We start from the raw sequence: 19,734 nt of genomic DNA, 5'->3' as shown, positions 1-19,734 counted from the left end.
GCCATTGTTTATAGACCTGTGCCTAGACATGAGCCAACCTTTAAAAAATGATCGCTATATCAAAGCCACCCTTCAGCAGCCGACGGATTATACCCCTGTATGGATGATGCGTCAGGCGGGGCGTTACCTGCCTGAATACCGTGAATTACGTGCCGAAGCCGGTAGCTTTATGGACTTGTGTACCAATCCAGAGCTGGCCTGCGAGGTGACCTTGCAGCCTTTACGTCGCTTCCCTCTGGATGCAGCGATTCTTTTCTCAGATATTCTAACGATTCCGGATGCTATGGGGTTAGGCTTGTATTTCACCCCGGGCGAAGGTCCTGCTTTTAAAAAGGCGGTGAGAGATGCGAAAAGTGTTAATGCATTACCCATTCCCGATCCAAATCAAGAACTGAAATATGTTACGGATGCCGTATCGACCATTCGCCGTGAACTTAAAGGGCAGGTACCTTTGATTGGTTTCTCCGGTAGCCCCTGGACGTTGGCCACTTACATGGTCGAAGGCGGTACAACTAAGAACTTCTCTGAAGTTAAAGGGTTGATGTACGAGCAACCCAACGTTCTGCGACAATTGTTAGACAAACTGGCTGACTCAATTATTGTATACTTGAATGCTCAGGTAGAGGCCGGGGCGCAAGCTTTGATGATTTTCGATACCTGGGGCGGCGTTTTAACACCGCGCGATTACCAAGAGTTTTCGCTACGCTACATGCAGAAAATTGTCGATGGTTTAGTCAGAGAAAAAGACGGTCAGCGTATCCCTGTCACTCTGTTCACAAAGGGTGGTGGTAAGTGGTTAGACTTAATGACCGCGACAGGTTGCGACTGTCTGGGGGTTGATTGGACTACGGATTTGGCCGAAGCACGGCAACGAGTAGCTGGTAAAACGGCTTTACAAGGTAACATGGATCCATCCATTTTGTACGGCTCAGACGAGCGAATTCGGCAGGAAGTCGAAACAATACTTACCAGTTATGGACAAGGCAACGGTCATGTGTTTAATTTAGGGCATGGGATTCATCAAACCGTGAACCCAGAGAAAGCCGGTGTTTTTATCAATGCTGTACATGAATTGAGTAGAAAATATCATCAATAAGAAAGAGAAAATAGGGTGTTATGCTTAAGGAAAGCCATTTTGATCCACCTTGGTGGTTAAGGAACCGACATTTACAAACCTTCTGGGCGCCGCTTGTGCCGCGGCTTCCGTTACCTCAATTGAGCAGACAACGGATAGAGCTGAGCGACGGTGACTTCCTTGATATGGACTGGGTTAATCCCGACCGTGATGCGCCAACGGTTGTACTTTTACATGGGCTTGAGGGGGATAAAAACTCCCCTTATTTGCGTCGGATGTTGTTCCAAATTCAGCAGCGCCGCTGGCGCGGGGTTTTAGTCTATTGGCGCGGTTGTAGTGAAGAAATGAATCGTCTGGATAAAACCTATCATTCTGGACGAAGCGACGATCTGGATGAAGTTATTGCTCATATCCAACAGCAGAAATCTCCCGACAAACTGTTTGTTGCAGGCTATTCATTAGGCGCCAATGTCTTGTTAAAGTGGCTCGGAGAGCAAGGAAGTCAGGCTGCGATCAGTGCTGGCTGTGCTGTCTCGACACCGTTTGATCTGGGGATTTGCGCTGACTCGATTGAGCAGGGGCTGTCGAAACTATATAAGTTTTACCTTCTTACATCAATGAAGAAGCGGATTGTAAGAAAGTTCACGCCGGCTCGTTTGTTGGAGTTGCTCAACTTATCGCCTCGGGATGTTATGGCGATTAGTTCATTCCGCGAATTTGATAACCGTATCACTTCTTACCTCAACGAATTTGAAGATGCGGATGATTATTACCGTCAGGCATCAAGTATTCATTATCTGGGTGGTATCCGGCGCCCCTCTCTGATCCTTCATGCCGCTGACGATCCTTTCATGTCGCCAGAAATCATTCCGCATGAGGATCAGCTGTCCGATAGTCTGGAACTTCGCATTAGCGAACATGGTGGTCACGTAGGTTTTGTCGCCTCTCCGACTAACAAAGGCGTGAGTTTTTATCTGGAGCAAACGATTTTAGAATATTTTGATCGGTTCCTGTGACATCGGGTGTAGGGTTAGTGAGTAACAACTTTTTTATGCTATGCTGAATTATCATTAACTGACTGATTATTTTGATATTTCGGTATGACTATTCAAGCCTCACTAGAGCACTTGCAGCAACAGCATCAGCAGTCTCCCTACCCTGCAATCCGGCAGCGTTTAGAGTTGCTGAGAACCCTAAAAAAGCTGCTGAAGGATAATGAAGCAGAAATCATCCAGGCAATCAGTAAGGATTTTGGTTACCGCTCTCCTTATGAAACCGAGCTTGCTGAGATATTCCCAGCATTAAAGACGATTAGTTACGCTGAAAAACACTTGGCCAACTGGATGCAATCTGAACGACGTTCAGTCAGTTTATGGTTCCGGCCAGCGAAAGGTTCGATTATGTATCAGCCCTTAGGTGTTGTCGGGATTATCGTTCCGTGGAATTATCCGTTATATCTGGCTCTTGGTCCTTTGGTAGCCGCGCTTGCTGCGGGCAACCGAGTCATGCTGAAAATGTCGGAATATACGCCGCAGTTCAGTTTACTTTTTGCCAGGTTGTGTGGAAAGTATTTGGGGAATGATTGGGTTAAGGTGGTTTATGGTGGCCCTGAAATGGGGGCCGATTTTTCACGTTTACCATTTGATCATCTACTCTTTACTGGCTCCGCTACTATCGGCAAAAAAGTCATGCAGGCCGCCAGCGACAACCTGACCCCTGTAACGCTGGAGCTGGGTGGTCAATCTCCTGTCGTGATTGATGACAAATATTCTTTAACAGTTGCCACCGAGCGGCTTCTTTTCGGCAAGTTGCTCAACGCTGGGCAAACCTGTCTGGCTCCCGATCATCTTTACTTACCAGAAGCTAAGCAGGAGTTATTTATAGAGCAGGCTAGAAAAACGGCAGAAGCTTTTTATCCGGAGTGGGAAGAGCTGGGGTATACCTCCATTGCCTCGACCAGGCAATTTGAGCGATACCAGACGTTGTTCAACGATGCACGGGATAAGGGGGCAACGATTATCCCTTTATTTAGTACTGGCAGAAGAGTTGAACGCAAAGTACCGCCTGCGTTAGTGTTTGACACCAGTCCCGAAATGCTCATTCGACAGCAGGAAATCTTTGGCCCGTTACTGCCCGTCATTCGCTACCAGGATCATAACGAGGTTATCAAGGCGATTAATGCACAGCCACGTCCCTTGGCATTGTATTTATTTAGTCATGATAAAGAGTGTATTCACCGCTATATGACCGAGACCATTTCCGGTGGGGTAACTTTAAACGATACCATTCTTCACGTGAGTCAGGAGAGTCTGCCATTCGGAGGCGTTGGTGCCAGCGGCATGGGGCATTATCATGGTCATGAGGGCTTTAAAACCTTCTCCAAGGCAAAGAGTATTTTTATGCAGAGCCGCTTCGCAGCGACCAGACTTATGTATCCGCCTGCGGGCCGGCTGGCTAAGTTTTTATTATCATTAATGAAGAAGTCATAGTTATGACTAATGGCGGTGTTAATTGTCCAACTCTGGGCTTTTATCAGGACTTGCAGTAAGATGGCGGCAACACTGAGAGTTAACTGATGAGTTATGAAGAAGACGGTTTTATACCCAGGAACATTTGATCCGATCACCAAAGGTCATATGGATCTCGTACAGCGTGCTTGTCGACTGTTTGATACGGTAGTGATAGCGGTGGCTGCCAGCCCTTCGAAAAAGCCATTATTTGATCTAAAAGAAAGAGTCACCATGGTTCGCGATATTTTTAAAAACAATCCGCAGGTTAAAGTGGAGGGCTTTAGTGGCTTGTTGGCGCACTTTGCCAAAGAGCAGGGCGCGTTAGCTGTGTTGCGAGGCATTCGAGCGGTGTCTGACTTTGAATTTGAGTTCCAATTGGCTAATATGAACCGGCACCTGGATCCGGAGCTGGAGTCCATCTTTTTAACTCCTTCAGAAAAATATTCTTATATTTCGTCTTCTCTGGTACGAGAAGTTGCCGCACTGGGCGGCGATATTACGGCTTTTGTGGATCCCGCTGTACAAAGTGCACTGGAAGATAAATTTTCAAGATAACCCTCGAAGTTGCGTACGATATAAGCGATAATAGTTGTGTTTAATCGTAATAGTGGTATCAAATAATTATGTCATTAAAAATTACTGACGAGTGTATTAACTGTGACGTTTGTGAGCCTGAGTGTCCTAATGAGGCGATTTATCAGGGCGAAGAGATCTATGAGATCGATCCAGACAAATGTACAGAGTGCGTAGGCCATTACGACGAGCCGCAGTGCCAGCAGGTATGTCCTGTCGATTGTATTCCGTTAGATGACGATAATCCGGAAAGCAAAGAGCAATTAATCGCCAAGTATGAGCAATTAACTGGCGAAGCCTACGTTGAAGTCTAATTTAAGAGCCGCTGTCTGTCATTGGCGGCATTGAATCATATTAAGATACCCATGCGCCTTATCGACTGGCTGCGTCAAGAACCATTTACCTTAACCCTTTCTTCTGGCTTCTTTAGTTTTTACGCTCATACAGGCGTGTTAAATGCGTTGGAAGATGAGGGGCTACTGCCACAGAGACTGACCGGTTCCAGTGCCGGTGCTTTGGTCGCATCCTGTTGGGCTGCAGGGCTAAGCTCAGCAGACATTAAAGCGATTCTTTTTCAATTGAAACGACAAGACTTCTGGGATCCAGGGCTGGGGTGGGGCTTATTAAAAGGTGATAAGTTTCGTGGCATGCTGGAGGAAACGCTGCCGGTCAGGCAGTTCGAAGATTGTCGAGCTTCGTTGGCTCTGTCGGCCTATGATACTAAGAGCAAGTCAACAGTTGTGTTAAGCAGTGGTGAACTGATTCCTGCAATTTATGCCTCGTGCGCCATTCCGGTGATGTTTCAGCCATTAAATTTTAACGGCTACCGGTTACTGGATGGTGGCATACAGGATCGACCAGCAATGGCAGCGATAGAATCGAAAGAAAGAGTGTTCTACCATCATATTGTTTCAGTTTCTCCATGGCGAAAAAAGAATTCTAGGGCATTGAAAATTCCACAGAAAGCCAATCTGGTAGCGCTATCCTTGTTTGATCTACCGCGATGTGGACCTACCAAGCTAGAGAAAGGTGCTGAAGCTTTTCTGGCCGCTTATGAGGCCACTGGACGAGCGTTATATCGGGAAGTGGTAGATAATCAGGTTAGCTTGGCAATATGACGTTTAAACCGATTCCATTTCAACGATAACGGGCCATTTACCTTGCATCACAATGTGTCCTGTATAGCGTTGTGCGCCATCGGTGGCGAACTCAAACTGATAGCGGCGTAAGAACCGTACTTTGCCATCGGTGTCTTTATCAAAATATACTTTCTTTAGTGCGACATACCCGTCAAGGTTCTGCACAGCAGCCTCCTGACAGGCTTGCTGTGCAGCTTTATAAGCATTTTCCTGTATGCGTCGGTTATATACCCAAAAACCTACAGCGAGGGCGATACATAGAATAACGAGCAAATTGGTCATAATTAATTGCCAAACAGTGGTTGTTGCTTCTTTTTGAATTTAGAAAACACCATATCGTAAGAGTCTTTACTTAAATCTTCCAGTTGTTTTTACTTAAAATGACTTAAGGCCTGTATACAGGACTCTCGTATATGCCATACTGCTTCAAAGCTGAGGTGCGACAGCTCGTTGCTGTCATCAATGTGCTGTTTGATAAATTTCTGGTGAGTCGATACTTTATGATCACCTATGTGGTTGGGTTTAATATTCAGCTCGAGTAAGAAATCGTCAATCGGCTCTGCGTCTGTAAGGTGTCTTTTGGTAAAGTCAAAGCGTTGACCATTGGCTCTAAGGTAGCAGTGGGCTTCTGGAATATAGGAAAGTCCATGCCGCTTCAGTTCCGCTCCAACGCCAGGAGTATTTCTCTCTGACATTTTGTAAATCCCAACCGTGAGCTGTACCGGCAGGTTTAGTTCATCAGCTAATGCTTTGAGTAAGGCATGTTTGGTACTGCAGGCCCCTTTTTTCTCTTTGAGGACAAGCTGCCAGTCTGCTCTGTCCGAGTTTCTACCATAGGGCAGTCGCCACACGTAATGGCAGGCTTGATGAAAATCTTGACAGCCCTGGCTATAGAACTGAGCGGAGATACCTGAGTTGTGTAGCAGTTTGTTATTGGGCAGTTGAGATAGTGTCATTGGAGTTATCGGGTTGCAGCAGGCAATAAAAAAGGCGACCGAGGCCGCCTTTTTCGGACTTAAGCTGTCATAACTTAGTCACCAGTGATCCAACGAGCAACGTTTACTTTTGAAACGCCAGCTGCATTGGCCTGGTCAACAGCCGTTACCAATACGTCGTTGATCGCTTCTTCATGAACTCGTACTAAAACCGGAGAACGGGGATCGACCGCTAACTGGGTTTCAATGTTTGCACGGATCGCTTCAGGATCGACAGAGCGGTCGTTCATGAATACGTTACTTTGACCGTCAATCGACACCACGATTAAAGGTGGTGGATTTTTCGGAGGAGTTGAGTCCTGGTTGGTACTTGGACGAGCGATCTCAACTGTGTCTTCTTTGACGAATGATGTGGTTACGATAAAGAAAATCAACATGATAAAAACGATGTCGAGCATCGGTGTCATGTCAATTCCAGTTTCGTCTTCTTCGCTTCTATGTTTTCTACGCATAAATCTTTATCCTGTCGCACTTTTGTTGCTTATTGGGGCATAAAATTTGCCGATTAAGCACTTGGCCCACAAAGGCGGCATTTGGTTTAGTTAAGTCATTTAAGTATAACCGCCACATTAAATGTGATCCAGCATAAAATGTCTAGTCTATTTTATGTAAAAATTACTAAACCGTGGCGTGTGGCGGTAAATCGTTATGCTGCTAGTGCCATGGTGCTACATTAACGTTAATGGCTCCAGCTTTATTAGCCTGGTCAACGGCTGATACCATGCTGAAATTTTGAGCATCAGCATGGACCTTAACGATAACTGGCGCTGTCATTTCTTTGACTAATTGGCTTTCGAGGTTGGCCTGTATGGCTTCTAAGTCAATGATTCTATTGTCAAAAAATACCTGGTTCTCGGCATCAATCGTTACCACCAGAGGCTTTACGTCTTTGCCACAGTCTTGCTGGCAATTAGCACTGGGCTGAGCAATATCAATGGATTCGGTTTGGATGAAGCTGGTGGTGACGACGAAAAATAGCAGCAGAATAAAGACGATGTCTAACATGGGTGTCATGTCGGTCTGTGTATTTTTTGATTGTTGATGTTGTTGAAAGCGTTGTTTAAATCGAGCCATAACAGTTCCCCTTGCTGTTGAATGAACAGCGCTGGAACATGGCTGAATACGCAGTCATCTGACCAGCGCTTAATGACAAAATAGCAGACTACTGGCGGGAAGGCAATCTAGACGGCTATTTCTGGCACTGAGGGCAATAGAAACTGGAGCGCTGGCCCAGAGTGATATTTTTGATGGGGCTTTGACAGCGTGGGCAAGGCTTGCCTTCACGGCCATAAACATTCAGTTCCTGTGCAAAGTAACCCGGTGAGCCGTCGGATGCTGTAAAGTCCTTCAGGGTGGTGCCACCTTGCTTAATGGCTTGCTCGAGCACTTGCTTGATGTTGAAGGCCAGTAAACGGCAGCGCTTCACACTGATTCGGTTAGCCGCTCGTTTGGGATGGATGCCGCTTAAGAATAACGATTCGCTGGCATAGATATTGCCGACCCCGACAACCACTGCATTGGTCATAATGGCGTTTTTAATGGCACCTTTCCGCTTGGCCAGCTTCTGGTGAAGATATTCGCCATCGAAGGCTTCTGACAAAGGTTCTGGTCCTAGAGATTTGATGACCTCAAGAGATTGTCTTTTCGGCTGCCATAGAATAGCGCCAAATCGGCGCGGATCGTTCAGCCTCAATGCTTTGCCATCATCGAACACGACTTCAAAGTGGTCGTGCTTTTTTAACGGCGTATCGGCATCGACTACGCGCATAGCACCGGACATGCCCAGGTGCATCACCAGACAACCGTGCTCGAACTGCCATAGCATGTATTTTGCACGACGCCGAATATCACCACTGACCCGGCCTTCAAGCTGCTTGACTTCATTAGGAATAGGCCAGCGCAGTTGAGGCTGATAGATATTAACTTCGGCAACGGTTTTGTGGGTAATATGCGTTGCTAAGCCACGTGTTGTGGTTTCGACTTCAGGTAATTCTGGCATGTCGTAGAACAGGATTTAATATTTAGAATTATTGTAATGCAGAATAGAAAAAAGCCCAGTCAAAACTGGGCTTTTTATGCGTTTTCTTGGAGGCAGAAAACTGTGAAGCTGTATTAAGCTTTTGGTATTACTTAATTTTTGCTTCTTTGTACATTACATGCTTACGAATGGTTGGATCGTATTTTTTGATCTCCATTTTACCAGGCATGTTTTTCTTGTTCTTGTCGGTGGTATAGAAATGACCTGTACCAGCACTAGAAACTAAACGAATTTTATCGCGCATCTTAATCGCTCCTTATACTTTTTCGCCACGAGCACGCAGTTCAGCTAGCACAGTCTCGATACCTTTCTTATCGATAATGCGCATACCTTTTGCTGATACGCGTAATTTTACGAAACGCTTTTCAGACTCTACCCAAAAACGGTGAGTGTGTAGATTTGGTAAAAAACGACGCTTTGTACGGTTTTTTGCGTGTGACACATTATTACCTGTCACTGGACGCTTACCCGTTACCTGACAAACTTTAGCCATGATATAGCCTCCAAAAAATAATCATTACATTACGGCGGCACATTGTTCGGCCACCGAGACTCTTCAAATAGGGCGCACTTTATACCAGAAAGCGTTCCCTTTGACAACTAAACGGTCAATAAAAGACGGATTTATCCGTGTTTTCGGTGAAAACGGATAAAATTTCATAAAAGACCGTGCTCCGCAAAAGAATAGCTCTTGTTGTGGGCAATGATAATGTGATCCAAGGTGCGTATATCCATCAGCTCTAAGGCCTGTTGGATTTTGTCGGTGATGTGTCTATCTGACGGGCTTGGATCGATACAGCCACTGGGGTGGTTGTGCGCCAAAATCACTGCGGCGGCATGATAGCTCAATGCCTTTTCAACCACAACCCTTGGGTGCACTTCGGAACTGTTGATGGTTCCTTGGAACAGAGTGTCCTGAGATAACAGTTGGTGCTGATTGTTTAAAAATAGAACCATGAACTGCTCTCGTTTGTGATGACCCAGGGTTATGCTTAAAAATTGTTTCACCTGCTCTGGGTTGGAAAAACTGTGGTTAAGTCTCAGGTTTTGTTGTAAATACCGTTTGGAGAGCTCCAGACTGGCTTGTAGCTGACAGTACTTTGCTGCTCCCATGCCCGGTTGTTGTGTGAACTCTTTAAGACTGGCTCCGAGCAGCTGGCGTAGACCACCGAACTCGTTGAGTAAGTGGCGAGACAGCTCAACAGCATTATAGCCTTTGGTGCCAGTGCGTAGGAAAATAGCGAGTAACTCAGCATCTGAAAGGCTGGTTGCGCCATGCCGTAATAGGCGCTCACGTGGTCGCTCCTGCTGTGGCCATTCCATGATTTTCATAATAACTTCCTTGTTCCTGTTAAATGTAGCATTCGTGTTTTGCTTCAGTCATGCTGAGTGTAAGCCCGGGAAGTCCTTTTGTAATTAAGAATTTCACTATAATTTTTGTGCGTAAAAGCGTAAACTTGTAAGCCATTACAAGTTAAATCAACTGGTTAGCATGAGTTTGCAAGGTAAGAACATCCTGCTGGGGATAACGGGCGGAATCGCTGCGTATAAAAGTGCGGAATTGAGTCGTCTCTTGATTAAAGCCGGTGCCGAGGTTCGTTGTGTGATGACGCAGGGCGCAAAGGCTTTTATTACACCGATGACTTTCCAGGCCCTGACCGGAAACCCAGTACACGAGCATTTGTTGGATGCCGAGGCAGAAGCAGGCATGGGACATATTGAATTAGCCCGGTGGGCAGATTTGATCTTAGTTGCTCCGGCAACGGCCGATGTTTTGTCGAAGTTAACGGTCGGTGCAGCTGATGATTTGTTGACAACATTATGTCTAGCCACCGCAGCGCCCGTGGCGGCGGCGCCGGCAATGAATCAACAAATGTGGGCTAACCCTGCGACTCAGTCTAACGTCAGTATTTTGACAGAGCGAGGTATCACCATTTGGGGGCCCGGTTCGGGTGATCAGGCCTGTGGCGATGTCGGACCTGGTCGTATGTTGGAGCCGGGTCAACTGGTGAGTCGAGTGGAGCGTTTTTTCTGTGAACAAATACTGCAAGGTCAGCATTGGGTGATTACAGCAGGACCGACGGTTGAAGCCATCGATCCGGTTCGTTATCTGGCAAACCGAAGTTCAGGCAAAATGGGATATGCTATTGCTGACATGGCAGCACGAGCTGGTGCTAAAGTGACATTAATCAGTGGCCCAGTGTGTCTCGAGCCTCCTCTCGGTGTTGAAAGAATTAAAGTAGAAAGTGCTCAGACCATGTTTGGTATGGTTCAAGATAAGCTGGATGCTAATTCAGTCTTTGTTTCTTGCGCTGCTGTTGCTGATTACCGTCCTACAGTTGCCGCTGAACAAAAAATGAAAAAGAGTGGAGACGAAGGATTAACCATTGAGCTGACACAAAACCCAGATATCTTAAAATGGGCCGCCCAGCAAAGCGGTGCTTTTTGTGTCGGCTTTGCCGCAGAAACACAACACGTTAGTGATTACGCGAAAGCCAAAATGGAGCGCAAAGGTATCACCATGATTTGTGCTAACGATGTGAGCCGTTGTGATATCGGTTTTTCTTGCGATGATAATGAGCTGCAGGTTTTTTATAAAGGAAAAAATGAAGTAAAAGAGCATAAGTTGGGACCCGCAAGTAAGTCTCAGGTCGCTCAAGACTTGATTGCGTTAATTCATCAGGTACGTAAAGAGAATTAATAAAGAATAGGACCGCTTATGGGCAGCGGAAGGGGAGTATTGGATGACAAAAGGTAAAAGTTTAGCAAGCTTTTTTATTATTCCTTTAATAATTGGACTGGTTATTTTGGTTGGAATTTCGGCCAGTCTATATTTCTTAGGGATCGAGAAGCCACTAGAGTCTCAGGCAAAACAGCTGCTTGAGTCTCGCATTTCTGAGCGGGCTAACCTTATTCAGCAACGTGTTGAACAGATTCAGAATGCGCTGACTTTGTCGGCGGACTCGGTTTTCGGCGAAGAAGATCAGGACGTGATTAATAAAATAAAGAAGCAAGTTCCCCGACTGGACAATATTGTCCTGTTTGATAGCGCTGCTATTCAGCCATCAACTGCTTCTGAGCCAGCAATAACACACGTTATTATTGACCTATTGCGTCAGGTCGAAAAAGGAAGCTCGGTTCCTCCAGAGCTGATTTTAAGTAATGGTCAGCCAAGTTATATCGCATTTGTCGAGAAGTTAGCCGATGGGCGTTTACTGTTAGCGACGTTGAGTTTGTCTGAAGTACAGGCGTTACTAGGAAAAGCAGACAACTTAAGTCGACTGGAGTTACGGCAAAACTTTGGTGATACCGTACATACGGTTGCATCAGTAGGAAGCGTTGATGGAGAGGGTCGGCCTTTAATTGTTTCACCAAGCTTTGGCGCTAACTGGACGTTAGCTCTGTGGCAGAGGATCAGCACCTTCAGTACGGATGCAGGTAAGATTCCGTTGCTGTTATTTATCGCTGCAGTGCTTGCTTTTCTTATCGCAGGATTGCTTCCTTTGATGAGTATGAAGCGTTTGTTTAAAAGCGATGCCCGACACTTTATCCAGGGTATAAAAGACGGCAGTGTGGCGAGTAGGAAATATCAGTTGAATTATTTTAATGAGCTGGCTGCGGGTTATTCCCGAGTGGCGCATGAGAAAGCTCATGATGAGCACAAAACAGGTTCGCATGATGGCCGTGATGAGGCATTTCATCAGGTTCAAGCAACTGAACGAAAGCCGCGCCGAGCCCGCCCTGTGGTTTATGCTGATGAAACGTCTTCTTCAGATGAGCTGGAGCAGGCTGAGGCTTTGCTATCGTCGACTTCAGAGTCGAAGACATCGACCTCCAGCGAATTGCCATTTAATGAGGAAGGTATTTCAAAGAGTATTAGCTCGGATATTTTTCGTGAGTATGATATTCGTGGTGTGGTAGGAAAGAATTTAAATGCCGAAGTTGTTTATCTTATCGGCAAGGCGATAGGAAGCGAAGCCTATTCGCGGGGGGAGCAAAGCATTGTTGTGGGGAGAGATGGGCGCTTATCAAGCCCTGAGCTTCATAAATCACTAGTGAAAGGGTTACAGGCTAGTGGACGTGATGTTTTAGACTTGGGCATGGTTGCGACACCGTTGGTGTATTTCGCTGCTAATACCTTAAATTCCCGCTCTGGTGTGATGCTAACAGGCAGCCATAATCCGGCCGAGCACAATGGTCTGAAGATTGTATTGGCAGGTGAAACATTATATGGCTCACAGATCCAGGAGTTACTGAAGCGTATCCAGACGCAGGAGTTCTTCAGCGGCAGTGGTGAGGTTACTGATGTTTCTGTAGAACAGGAATATTTACAGAAAGTTCTAGCTGATATTGAGCTGGATAAGCCTCTTAAAGTTGCCGTAGATTGTGGCAATGGTGTAACCGGAGATTTTGCTCCTAAGTTGCTGCAAGCGTTAGGTTGCGAGGTCATAGGCCTGCATACTGAAATCGATGGTACCTTCCCCCATCATCATCCCGATCCTAATCACGCCAGCAATCTAGAAGAACTTGTGGCGACGGTCGTCTCAGAAAAAGCAGACATCGGTATTGCTTTTGATGGCGATGGAGACCGCTTAGGAGTAGTGGATAATCGCGGTAAGATCATCTGGACTGACCGTTTAATGATGTTGTTTGCGCAGGATGTGCTGTCACGAAACCCTAACGCCGAAATTGTCTATGACGTAAAATGTACTCGCTACCTGCCAGATGTTATCCGTCTGGCAGGAGGTCAGCCTTTGATGTGGAAAACTGGTCACTCACTCATGAAGGCCAAGATGCGCGAAACGGAAGCTCCTCTCGGCGGAGAGGGAAGTGGTCATATTTATTTTAACGAGCGTTGGTTCGGCTTTGATGACGCTTTCTATGCAGCGGCTCGCCTGTTACAGTTAGTCGCTCGATCAGGAGAATCATCTTCAGCGCTATTTAGCCAATTGCCTGAAGGAGTTTCATCGGAAGAAATTAATGTACCTGTACCAGATAAGATAAAATTTAAACTGGTAAAAGCTCTGGTAGTAAAAGGAGATTTTGGTGAGGGCAAGGTTAGCACTATTGATGGACTGAGGGTGGATTATAGCGATCGATGGTTGTTAGCCAGGGCTTCAAACACAACACCAAGTATTGTGGTCAAGTTTGAAGCGGATAATGAGGCGGCACTGGAAGCTGTGAAAGATGTTTTGAGGCAACAGTTATTAAAAGTGGCACCAAAACTAAGATTAAATTTCTAAAGAAAATAAATTTGAGAGAAACATGGCAGCAAAAAATTCATCAAAAAGAAAGAATGAAATATTGCAGGCATTAGCGTTAATGCTTGAAAAAGATCCTGGGGAACGTATTACAACAGCTAAACTCGCGAAGCAGGTGGGAGTTTCGGAGGCAGCGTTATATCGTCACTTCCCAAGTAAGGCAAGAATGTTTGAGGGACTGATTGAGTTTACGGAAGAAGCAATCTTTTCACGCATGAACATAATTGCAAAGGAGCAGAGTGCTCTTAACCTGCAGTGTCAGCAGACGTTAAGCTTGATATTAACTTTTGCCAGTCGCAATCCAGGAATTTGTCGCCTGTTAACCGGTGAAGCTTTGTCTGGGGAGCATGAACGATTAAGAGGCCGCATCAGCCAGCTGTTTAATCGGGTAGAGACTCATCTTAAGCAGTTATTCAGGCAATATGAAGTCGCTGTAAAAGGACGATACAGCCCGGATGCAGGGAGCCGGGCTAATTTGCTTATAGCCACTGTTGAGGGACGAATACAGCAGTACGTCAGAACGGATTTTTCTCAATCACCCTTAGCGAGCTGGGATAGCCAGTGGCAATTATTGGAGCCGATTACAGTTCTCAGCGCCTAACTATCGTGCTGTGATATATACTGTATAAACTCTTCTTTCAGCTGGGTAACCTTTTTGCTGTTACAAAAAGTCTGCCCAGCTTGTGAATCAAAACATTGTACTTCGAAAACGATCTGCATCGAGTCTTTTTCTGCTGGTACCCGAGTAATGGACAATCCTAACTCCTTTTCCGACTGGGGTTTACTCGATATGATCAGACTGTCAGTAACGATTTCGAGCTTGTTTGAAGCATTTTCATGCGCAAAGATTTGGGCTCGTTTCCAGAAGCGCTCACATGCCTTGTGAGAGTTGCAGGGAACTTGAATGGCGGCTCCCTGATCAGAGTGTCGGCTGTAACCCTGAACCACGCTTTTGGCTTTTAACTCTTTAAAGCGTACCAAGTCGTTTTTAAATTGCTGTTTAATGCCGTCTGCCTGTTGTTTGTAGCCAAGTATCGACTCATCATTTTCTTCGATTTGTTCTTTTGTTGCTGTGATTTGCTTGAGTATCGTTTGCGGTACGGCTTTGCCTTTACGCTCATAATCTGCCGCACTGCTCTGTAATTCAGAAAGCTTTCTCTTGAGCGATTTGTTATGACCGTTAAGAATCGAAATATTAATTTCCAGAGGAGCCAGCTGATTTTTCTCAGTGCGTTTAATATCTTCGATGGTGCGGTATTGACGTAACAACAGCTGATCCCGGCGGCGTGCTTGCCGTGCTTTTTCTTTTTGCTCGTCAAGCTTGTCCTGTTGTTGGCGTTTTGCTTTTTGTTGCTCTGGCGTCAGAGCGGGAGCAACCCGTTCTATCAGGCGACCGTCTTCATTAATTATGTCATAGCCGGACTTTATTGCTGAATTTGGTAAATAGTCTTTAACCACAAGCCTGCCATTATTGTCTTTAAATCGATAGAAATTTTTTGCGTCTGCCGCAAAGGCAGCAGCGCATAAGATAAAACTGACAATAATGTGTTTAAGGTTCATGATTCTCCTACATCCCTATTCAACACCATAAGTCTCACGATAGCCGAGGACTTTAGGGTAATAGTGGCTGAATTTTGGGTGATCTTTTAAATAAGTTAATAAGTCAGCTAACTTTATAATAGAAAACACAGGTATTCCGTAATCTTGTTCAACTTCTTGTACTGCAGATAGTTCGCCGGTACCTTTTTCTTGACGATCCAGGGCTATCAGTACGGCTTTCGGGGTGGCCCCTTGCGTTTTAATGATATCGATCGATTCTCTAATGGCAGTTCCTGCGCTAATGACGTCGTCAATGATCAGCACGTCTCCTTTCAGTGGACTGCCGACGATATTACCACCTTCGCCATGATCTTTTTTCTCTTTGCGGTTAAAACTATAGGGGGCACTGATATCGTGGTGTTCCGATAAAGCTACAGTTGTACAACTCACCAAAGGGATGCCTTTATAGGCGGGACCAAAAATCACATCAAAGGGAATCTGCTGTTGAACAATGGTTTGAGCGTAGCAACGACCCAGCTGAGCTAAGTCATGACCGTTATTAAATAGCCCTGTATTAAAAAAATAGGGACTAATGCGACCACTTTTAAGGGTAAACTCACCAAATTTGAGGACTTCTTTTGCCAGTGCCAGCTCTATAAATTGCTTTTGGTAGTCGTGCATACTGAGTATGGAAATGTCTTATGGAATCAGAGAGCTATGATAACCCTATTTATAGACAAAAAAAACAAGAGGTAATATAAAAAGGCGACTTACTTGTCGCCTGAACCTTCTTCTAATTGTGTTATTGTTATTACTACCCCCATTTACTGTTTTTGGCATTAGCTTTTGAATCTGTCATCCAACTTGCTACTGCGGATAAAGAGAATAGCGGAGAGCTAAAAACAAAAGTGTGACCAATGTCACATTAATACATTGTATCAAGATCTTGATTTTTAAGGATTTTATAGAGAAGCCTGCATAAGGTTATATGACAGGCTTTTAAGTATTAGAATTACTAATGAGTTGTAATTAAGTTTCCAAACTATATGAACTCTAACGCTATGGTCTTTTCTTCGACTCGTAGCACTCGCATCGGGTGTAAAACCATCTGCTCCTGATCTTCACCGAGAATGCCTTCGATGTGAACCTTGACCGCATCGCCTTTCCTAAGTTTATGGCTTTTTGAGTTTTTAACTAAGATTCCACCCTCTGAAATATCAAGACTCTCAGAGATCAAAACATCGGAGTTATGCTGGCGAATTGCGACGGGAAGGTGGATGGATACACGAAAAAAACGACGAGCATCGCTTTGAATTTGCTCATTAGTGGCATCGGCCTCAGTCTTGGCAGCATTTCTTTTATGCTGATCGTCTTGCTCTACTCTCATAAACTGCTCCTCTAGACTTGCATCCTTTACCTATACTAGACTAGCAAAAAATGTGAAAAAGTCCACATTTTTTGCTTAGCCGGACTGCTCCACATATCGGCAAATATGGATAAAATCATCTAATGACAAGCGCTCTGCCCTTTCTGTGCCAGATAAACCGACTTTCTCGAAATCCTCCGGCTGAAGCCATTGCTTTAAGCTGTTGCGAATAGTCTTTCTTCTCTGGTTAAAGGCTGCCGTAACAATTTTCGCTAATATATCAGCATCGCTAACGGCTTTAGGCAGGTTAGTGTAAGGTTGCAAACAAACAATTGCCGACTCGACTTTAGGGGGAGGGGAAAATGCACCCGGAGGTACTGAAAAGAGCATACTGGCCTGGCAATAATACTGTGTCATCACACTCAGGCGGCCATATTGTTTGCTGCCTGGGCTGGCACATATGCGTTCAACAACCTCTTTCTGCAACATAAAGTACATATCCTGAATGACATGTCGTTGCTTAAGAAGGTGGAAAATAAGAGGAGTGGAAATGTTATAGGGCAAATTACCGACAATACGTAGCGGCTGCTCTGGATCCGTCTGGAGCTGGGTAAAATCGAACTTTAAGGCATCACTCTGGTGGATCTTAAAGTTAGCATAGTGGCTGAATGTGTTCTCGAGCCGCGGAATAAGATCGCGATCCAGTTCTATAACATCCAGCATACCCGCTCGTTGGATAAGGTGCTGGGTAATGGCTCCCAGCCCCGGGCCAATTTCAACAATGTGTTGATCGGTTTGTGGCGCAATTGATTCAATAATCTTAGAAACATAAAAGTCATCAGACAGAAAGTTCTGACCAAACCGTTTTCTTGCTTGATGACCTTGAACAACTTTAGAGTGAGCCATGAGATTGCTTACGTCGCTGGATGAGATCTTGAGTAAATTGTAGCGCATATTGCATGCTTCCGGTATCGGCAATACTTTGGCCGGCGATATCCAGGCCGGTGCCATGGTCAACGGAAGTTCGAATATAAGGAAGGCCCAATGTCACGTTAACGGCTTTGCCAAAGCCTTTGTATTTTAGCGTAGGAAGACCTTGGTCATGGTACATGGCTAAAACTGTATCGACGTCTGCTATTTTATTCGGTTGAAAGGCCGTGTCCGCTGGTAGGGGCCCGATAAGTTCAGCTTCAAGCTGTTGCCGAAGTGTTGCCAGTGTTGGCTCGATTACTTCTTGTTCTTCTGAGCCCAGGTGGCCATTCTCTCCGGCATGTGGGTTGAGACCACAGACTAAGATCTTAGGTCGTTTGATTGCAAACTTTTGTCGCAATTCAGCATCTACAATGGTAATGACCTGAGTTAAGAGCTCTGATGTAATGGTTTTGGATACATCTTGTAACGGTAAGTGAGTGGTTGCTAAGGCTACTCTAAGCCCCTCGGTAGCCAACATCATCACGACCTTATCGCACCCACTTCGATCGGCAAAAAACTCAGTATGGCCTGAGAAGTGTAGCCCTGAGTCATTAATAATGCCTTTATGAACGGGACCGGTCAGTATCGCGTCAACAGAGCCATTTTGCGCCATATCGTTGGCGGTTTGTAGTGTTGCTAGTACATACGGTGCATGTTCTACATTGAGCTGCCCGAAATGAACGCCATCACTATCAAGTTCATGAGGGATCAGCCAAAGATGGCCGGGGCGATGTGGCGTTGGCTCCGCCTGTGGATCAAATTCGGTTAATTCGAGGGGTAAGCCAGTGCTCTTGGCTGCTTTGTTGAGTAACTCAGGTGCTGCACAGACTATGATTTGGTCAGAGCATGGCGCTTGTGCTAACTTTGCAACCAGTTCTGGACCTATGCCGGCGGGTTCCCCCGCCGTAATTAGGATTCTAGCAATATCCATCGCTGCATTACCTTTGGGGATTAGGCTGAGAATTACGAGTCTTCTTCAACCACTTTTTTTACATAAGCTTCGTCGCGGATTTCACGGACCCAGTTCTCAACTTCTTCAGAAAACTTACGTTGACGCAAGATTTTTGCGGCCTGTTGACGCTTCATTTCATCCGTTTGATCGTCTTGTCGCTTACCCGTTAATTGCACGATATGCCAACCGAAACTGCTTTGGAACGGTTGACTGATTTCATCAATTTTCAGATTGGCTAAAGTTTCTTCAAACACTGGGTCGTAAACACCGACATTATTCCAGCCCAGCTCACCACCTAAGTTAGCCGAACCGGGGTCGTCTGAGTGCTTTCTCGCCATATCGCCAAAGTCCGTTTCCCCGGTCAGTACCTGTTGGCGTATATGCTGTAGTAAGTCCTTGGCATCTTCTTCTGTGGTAATGGCGTCGGGTTGAACGAGTATATGCCGTGCTTTGGTTTGCTGTACAACGTGTTCCAGATCGCCCCGTTTATCGTATAACTTTAAGATATGAAAGCCTGCAGGGCTTCGGATCAGACGGGAGATCCCGCCTTTTTTCATATAATAAACGGGATCTCTAAAGAGCTCCGGTAGGTTCTTCTCGGTATTCCAGCCAAAGTCACCGCCGTCACTGGCATCAGAGCCATCGGAGTGTTTTTCAGCCATACCGGCAAAGTCCTTACCTTGTTCCAACTGGCGTTTGATCGTTAAGGCTTCTTTTTTGGCGGTTGCGACTTCACTTTCAGTGGCGCTTTCATCGGCAGCGATAAGAATGTGCCCTAGATGGTATTCAACGCTACTCTTAGAGTCCATGGCTTTGACCAGTGAATCGATTTCTTTTTCGCTGATCTTAATTCGACGGGCGACAAAGGCATCTCGAAAACGAGACGTTAGAATCTCTTTACGTAAGTCATCTAGAAATAACTCATAGGCAATACCCTGTTGCTCCATATGAAGGCGAAACTCATCCAGTGACATGCCGCTCTGCTGGGCAACACGTGTAGCAATTTGTTGTAACTCGGCAGATTGAATTTGCATACCAGAGCGTGACGCCATTTGATACTGTAGACTTTGTATAATTAATTGTTCGAGTAATTCTCTTTCAAGGATATTCTGTGGCGGAAGCTGTCCACCTCGGGCCTGAATTTGTTGTTTTGCCTGTATAACCTTTCGCTCGAGCTCACTCTGCAAGATCACGTCTTCATCAACTTGCGCAATAACTTTATCAATAGTCTCGGCAGCGTGTACATTTTGTGCCGTTAATGAGCTTAATGAAGCAACCAGTAAGCAAGCCGAAATCAAATGTTTCAATGTCATA

General features: G+C 45.6%; 23 protein-coding genes. 9 read left to right on the top strand and 14 right to left on the bottom strand.

Annotated elements, in window-relative coordinates; translation table 11 throughout:
- Nucleotides 1–28: 28 nt before the first annotated feature.
- The 6 genes from hemE to H7708_RS01570 all read left to right on the top strand — a co-directional run bounded on the left by hemE (nucleotide 29) and on the right by H7708_RS01570 (nucleotide 5,276).
- Nucleotides 29–1,096: a uroporphyrinogen decarboxylase gene (gene hemE / locus H7708_RS01595; RefSeq protein ID WP_223668712.1), complete on the top strand. Its 1,068-nt coding sequence runs from the start codon at nucleotides 29–31 to the stop codon at nucleotides 1,094–1,096.
- A 20-nt stretch (nucleotides 1,097–1,116) separates the two neighbouring features.
- Nucleotides 1,117–2,091, top strand: a complete 975-nt coding sequence (locus H7708_RS01590; protein ID WP_223668711.1) for a hydrolase — start codon at nucleotides 1,117–1,119, stop codon at nucleotides 2,089–2,091.
- Between the two features lie 84 nt (nucleotides 2,092–2,175).
- Entirely contained in the window at nucleotides 2,176–3,564 is a 1,389-nt protein-coding gene (locus H7708_RS01585; protein WP_223668710.1) for a coniferyl aldehyde dehydrogenase, read from the top strand.
- 93 nt (nucleotides 3,565–3,657) lie between these two features.
- Entirely contained in the window at nucleotides 3,658–4,140 is a 483-nt protein-coding gene (gene coaD, locus H7708_RS01580) for a pantetheine-phosphate adenylyltransferase (protein ID WP_223668709.1), read from the top strand.
- Nucleotides 4,141–4,208: 68 nt separating this feature from the next.
- Nucleotides 4,209–4,472 (top strand): YfhL family 4Fe-4S dicluster ferredoxin, encoded by a 264-nt coding sequence (locus tag H7708_RS01575; RefSeq protein ID WP_223668708.1) that lies wholly within the window; start codon nucleotides 4,209–4,211, stop codon nucleotides 4,470–4,472.
- 21 nt (nucleotides 4,473–4,493) lie between these two features.
- Nucleotides 4,494–5,276, top strand: coding sequence for a patatin-like phospholipase family protein (locus tag H7708_RS01570; RefSeq protein WP_223668707.1), 783 nt, complete (start codon nucleotides 4,494–4,496; stop codon nucleotides 5,274–5,276).
- A 3-nt stretch (nucleotides 5,277–5,279) separates the two neighbouring features.
- Here the strand turns inward: H7708_RS01570 and H7708_RS01565 are convergent, their stop codons facing one another.
- From H7708_RS01565 to radC, 8 genes are all read right to left on the bottom strand, one after another.
- Nucleotides 5,280–5,579: a DUF3301 domain-containing protein gene (locus H7708_RS01565; protein WP_223668706.1), complete on the bottom strand. Its 300-nt coding sequence runs from the start codon at nucleotides 5,577–5,579 to the stop codon at nucleotides 5,280–5,282.
- An 89-nt stretch (nucleotides 5,580–5,668) separates the two neighbouring features.
- Nucleotides 5,669–6,253, bottom strand: a complete 585-nt coding sequence (locus tag H7708_RS01560; RefSeq protein ID WP_223668705.1) for a hypothetical protein — start codon at nucleotides 6,251–6,253, stop codon at nucleotides 5,669–5,671.
- Between the two features lie 74 nt (nucleotides 6,254–6,327).
- Nucleotides 6,328–6,744 (bottom strand): ExbD/TolR family protein, encoded by a 417-nt coding sequence (locus tag H7708_RS01555; protein WP_223668704.1) that lies wholly within the window; start codon nucleotides 6,742–6,744, stop codon nucleotides 6,328–6,330.
- A gap of 202 nt (nucleotides 6,745–6,946) precedes the next feature.
- Nucleotides 6,947–7,366 (bottom strand): ExbD/TolR family protein, encoded by a 420-nt coding sequence (locus H7708_RS01550; RefSeq protein ID WP_223668703.1) that lies wholly within the window; start codon nucleotides 7,364–7,366, stop codon nucleotides 6,947–6,949.
- 115 nt (nucleotides 7,367–7,481) lie between these two features.
- Nucleotides 7,482–8,291, bottom strand: coding sequence for a bifunctional DNA-formamidopyrimidine glycosylase/DNA-(apurinic or apyrimidinic site) lyase (mutM, locus tag H7708_RS01545; RefSeq protein WP_223668702.1), 810 nt, complete (start codon nucleotides 8,289–8,291; stop codon nucleotides 7,482–7,484).
- 127 nt (nucleotides 8,292–8,418) lie between these two features.
- Nucleotides 8,419–8,574 (bottom strand): 50S ribosomal protein L33, encoded by a 156-nt coding sequence (gene rpmG / locus H7708_RS01540; protein WP_223668701.1) that lies wholly within the window; start codon nucleotides 8,572–8,574, stop codon nucleotides 8,419–8,421.
- 12 nt (nucleotides 8,575–8,586) lie between these two features.
- Nucleotides 8,587–8,823, bottom strand: coding sequence for a 50S ribosomal protein L28 (rpmB, locus tag H7708_RS01535; RefSeq protein WP_223668700.1), 237 nt, complete (start codon nucleotides 8,821–8,823; stop codon nucleotides 8,587–8,589).
- 164 nt (nucleotides 8,824–8,987) lie between these two features.
- Nucleotides 8,988–9,662: a RadC family protein gene (radC, locus tag H7708_RS01530; protein ID WP_223668699.1), complete on the bottom strand. Its 675-nt coding sequence runs from the start codon at nucleotides 9,660–9,662 to the stop codon at nucleotides 8,988–8,990.
- Nucleotides 9,663–9,822: 160 nt separating this feature from the next.
- Between radC and coaBC the strand changes: the two genes are divergently transcribed.
- The 3 genes from coaBC to slmA are packed head-to-tail and all read left to right on the top strand — an operon-like array spanning nucleotide 9,823 to nucleotide 14,192.
- The gene (gene coaBC / locus H7708_RS01525; protein WP_223668698.1) at nucleotides 9,823–11,031 is read left to right on the top strand and encodes a bifunctional phosphopantothenoylcysteine decarboxylase/phosphopantothenate--cysteine ligase CoaBC; all 1,209 of its coding nucleotides are present in this window, start codon (nucleotides 9,823–9,825) and stop codon (nucleotides 11,029–11,031) included.
- 43 nt (nucleotides 11,032–11,074) lie between these two features.
- Nucleotides 11,075–13,573 (top strand): phosphomannomutase/phosphoglucomutase, encoded by a 2,499-nt coding sequence (locus tag H7708_RS01520; RefSeq protein ID WP_223668697.1) that lies wholly within the window; start codon nucleotides 11,075–11,077, stop codon nucleotides 13,571–13,573.
- Nucleotides 13,574–13,595: 22 nt separating this feature from the next.
- Nucleotides 13,596–14,192, top strand: a complete 597-nt coding sequence (gene slmA / locus H7708_RS01515) for a nucleoid occlusion factor SlmA (RefSeq protein ID WP_223668696.1) — start codon at nucleotides 13,596–13,598, stop codon at nucleotides 14,190–14,192.
- Here the strand turns inward: slmA and H7708_RS01510 are convergent.
- The 6 genes from H7708_RS01510 to H7708_RS01485 all read right to left on the bottom strand — a co-directional run bounded on the left by H7708_RS01510 (nucleotide 14,189) and on the right by H7708_RS01485 (nucleotide 19,733).
- Nucleotides 14,189–15,151, bottom strand: a complete 963-nt coding sequence (locus tag H7708_RS01510; RefSeq protein WP_223668695.1) for a hypothetical protein — start codon at nucleotides 15,149–15,151, stop codon at nucleotides 14,189–14,191. The two genes, slmA and H7708_RS01510, sit on opposite strands and share 4 nt — an antisense overlap.
- A 15-nt stretch (nucleotides 15,152–15,166) precedes the next feature.
- A complete protein-coding gene (gene pyrE, locus H7708_RS01505; RefSeq protein ID WP_223668694.1) occupies nucleotides 15,167–15,811 on the bottom strand; it encodes an orotate phosphoribosyltransferase in 645 nt (214 codons plus the stop codon).
- A gap of 361 nt (nucleotides 15,812–16,172) precedes the next feature.
- Nucleotides 16,173–16,517 carry a PilZ domain-containing protein gene (locus H7708_RS01500; protein WP_223668693.1) on the bottom strand — a complete coding sequence of 115 codons (345 nt, stop codon included), beginning with the start codon at nucleotides 16,515–16,517 and terminating at the stop codon, nucleotides 16,173–16,175.
- A 75-nt stretch (nucleotides 16,518–16,592) separates the two neighbouring features.
- Nucleotides 16,593–17,402 (bottom strand): 16S rRNA (adenine(1518)-N(6)/adenine(1519)-N(6))-dimethyltransferase RsmA, encoded by an 810-nt coding sequence (gene rsmA / locus H7708_RS01495; RefSeq protein WP_223668692.1) that lies wholly within the window; start codon nucleotides 17,400–17,402, stop codon nucleotides 16,593–16,595.
- Nucleotides 17,389–18,399: a 4-hydroxythreonine-4-phosphate dehydrogenase PdxA gene (gene pdxA, locus H7708_RS01490; RefSeq protein WP_223668691.1), complete on the bottom strand. Its 1,011-nt coding sequence runs from the start codon at nucleotides 18,397–18,399 to the stop codon at nucleotides 17,389–17,391. Before pdxA ends, rsmA begins: the two co-directional genes overlap by 14 nt.
- Nucleotides 18,400–18,431: 32 nt before the next feature.
- On the bottom strand, nucleotides 18,432–19,733 hold the full coding sequence (locus tag H7708_RS01485; protein WP_223668690.1) for a peptidylprolyl isomerase: 1,302 nt from the start codon (nucleotides 19,731–19,733) through the stop codon (nucleotides 18,432–18,434).
- Nucleotide 19,734: the final 1 nt, after the last annotated feature.

It is taken from the genome of Kangiella shandongensis (genome assembly GCF_020005365.1).
Taxonomy (GTDB): domain Bacteria; phylum Pseudomonadota; class Gammaproteobacteria; order Enterobacterales; family Kangiellaceae; genus Kangiella; species Kangiella shandongensis.
This window is presented reverse-complemented; position numbering and strand designations above follow the sequence as displayed.

What these genes read in the sequence shown, in the direction of transcription:
- hemE (WP_223668712.1), top strand. Translation starts at nt 29, where the DNA reads ATGAGCCAACCTTTAAAAAATGATCGCTATATCAAAGCCACCCTTCAG.
- H7708_RS01590 (WP_223668711.1), top strand. Translation starts at nt 1,117, where the DNA reads ATGCTTAAGGAAAGCCATTTTGATCCACCTTGGTGGTTAAGGAACCGA.
- H7708_RS01585 (WP_223668710.1), top strand. Translation starts at nt 2,176, where the DNA reads ATGACTATTCAAGCCTCACTAGAGCACTTGCAGCAACAGCATCAGCAG.
- coaD (WP_223668709.1), top strand. Translation starts at nt 3,658, where the DNA reads ATGAAGAAGACGGTTTTATACCCAGGAACATTTGATCCGATCACCAAA.
- H7708_RS01575 (WP_223668708.1), top strand. Translation starts at nt 4,209, where the DNA reads ATGTCATTAAAAATTACTGACGAGTGTATTAACTGTGACGTTTGTGAG.
- H7708_RS01565 (WP_223668706.1), bottom strand. Translation starts at nt 5,579, where the DNA reads ATGACCAATTTGCTCGTTATTCTATGTATCGCCCTCGCTGTAGGTTTT.
- H7708_RS01560 (WP_223668705.1), bottom strand. Translation starts at nt 6,253, where the DNA reads ATGACACTATCTCAACTGCCCAATAACAAACTGCTACACAACTCAGGT.
- H7708_RS01555 (WP_223668704.1), bottom strand. Translation starts at nt 6,744, where the DNA reads ATGCGTAGAAAACATAGAAGCGAAGAAGACGAAACTGGAATTGACATG.
- H7708_RS01550 (WP_223668703.1), bottom strand. Translation starts at nt 7,366, where the DNA reads ATGGCTCGATTTAAACAACGCTTTCAACAACATCAACAATCAAAAAAT.
- mutM (WP_223668702.1), bottom strand. Translation starts at nt 8,291, where the DNA reads ATGCCAGAATTACCTGAAGTCGAAACCACAACACGTGGCTTAGCAACG.
- rpmG (WP_223668701.1), bottom strand. Translation starts at nt 8,574, where the DNA reads ATGCGCGATAAAATTCGTTTAGTTTCTAGTGCTGGTACAGGTCATTTC.
- rpmB (WP_223668700.1), bottom strand. Translation starts at nt 8,823, where the DNA reads ATGGCTAAAGTTTGTCAGGTAACGGGTAAGCGTCCAGTGACAGGTAAT.
- radC (WP_223668699.1), bottom strand. Translation starts at nt 9,662, where the DNA reads ATGAAAATCATGGAATGGCCACAGCAGGAGCGACCACGTGAGCGCCTA.
- coaBC (WP_223668698.1), top strand. Translation starts at nt 9,823, where the DNA reads ATGAGTTTGCAAGGTAAGAACATCCTGCTGGGGATAACGGGCGGAATC.
- H7708_RS01520 (WP_223668697.1), top strand. Translation starts at nt 11,075, where the DNA reads ATGACAAAAGGTAAAAGTTTAGCAAGCTTTTTTATTATTCCTTTAATA.
- slmA (WP_223668696.1), top strand. Translation starts at nt 13,596, where the DNA reads ATGGCAGCAAAAAATTCATCAAAAAGAAAGAATGAAATATTGCAGGCA.
- H7708_RS01510 (WP_223668695.1), bottom strand. Translation starts at nt 15,151, where the DNA reads ATGAACCTTAAACACATTATTGTCAGTTTTATCTTATGCGCTGCTGCC.
- pyrE (WP_223668694.1), bottom strand. Translation starts at nt 15,811, where the DNA reads ATGCACGACTACCAAAAGCAATTTATAGAGCTGGCACTGGCAAAAGAA.
- H7708_RS01500 (WP_223668693.1), bottom strand. Translation starts at nt 16,517, where the DNA reads ATGAGAGTAGAGCAAGACGATCAGCATAAAAGAAATGCTGCCAAGACT.
- rsmA (WP_223668692.1), bottom strand. Translation starts at nt 17,402, where the DNA reads ATGGCTCACTCTAAAGTTGTTCAAGGTCATCAAGCAAGAAAACGGTTT.
- pdxA (WP_223668691.1), bottom strand. Translation starts at nt 18,399, where the DNA reads ATGGATATTGCTAGAATCCTAATTACGGCGGGGGAACCCGCCGGCATA.
- H7708_RS01485 (WP_223668690.1), bottom strand. Translation starts at nt 19,733, where the DNA reads ATGACATTGAAACATTTGATTTCGGCTTGCTTACTGGTTGCTTCATTA.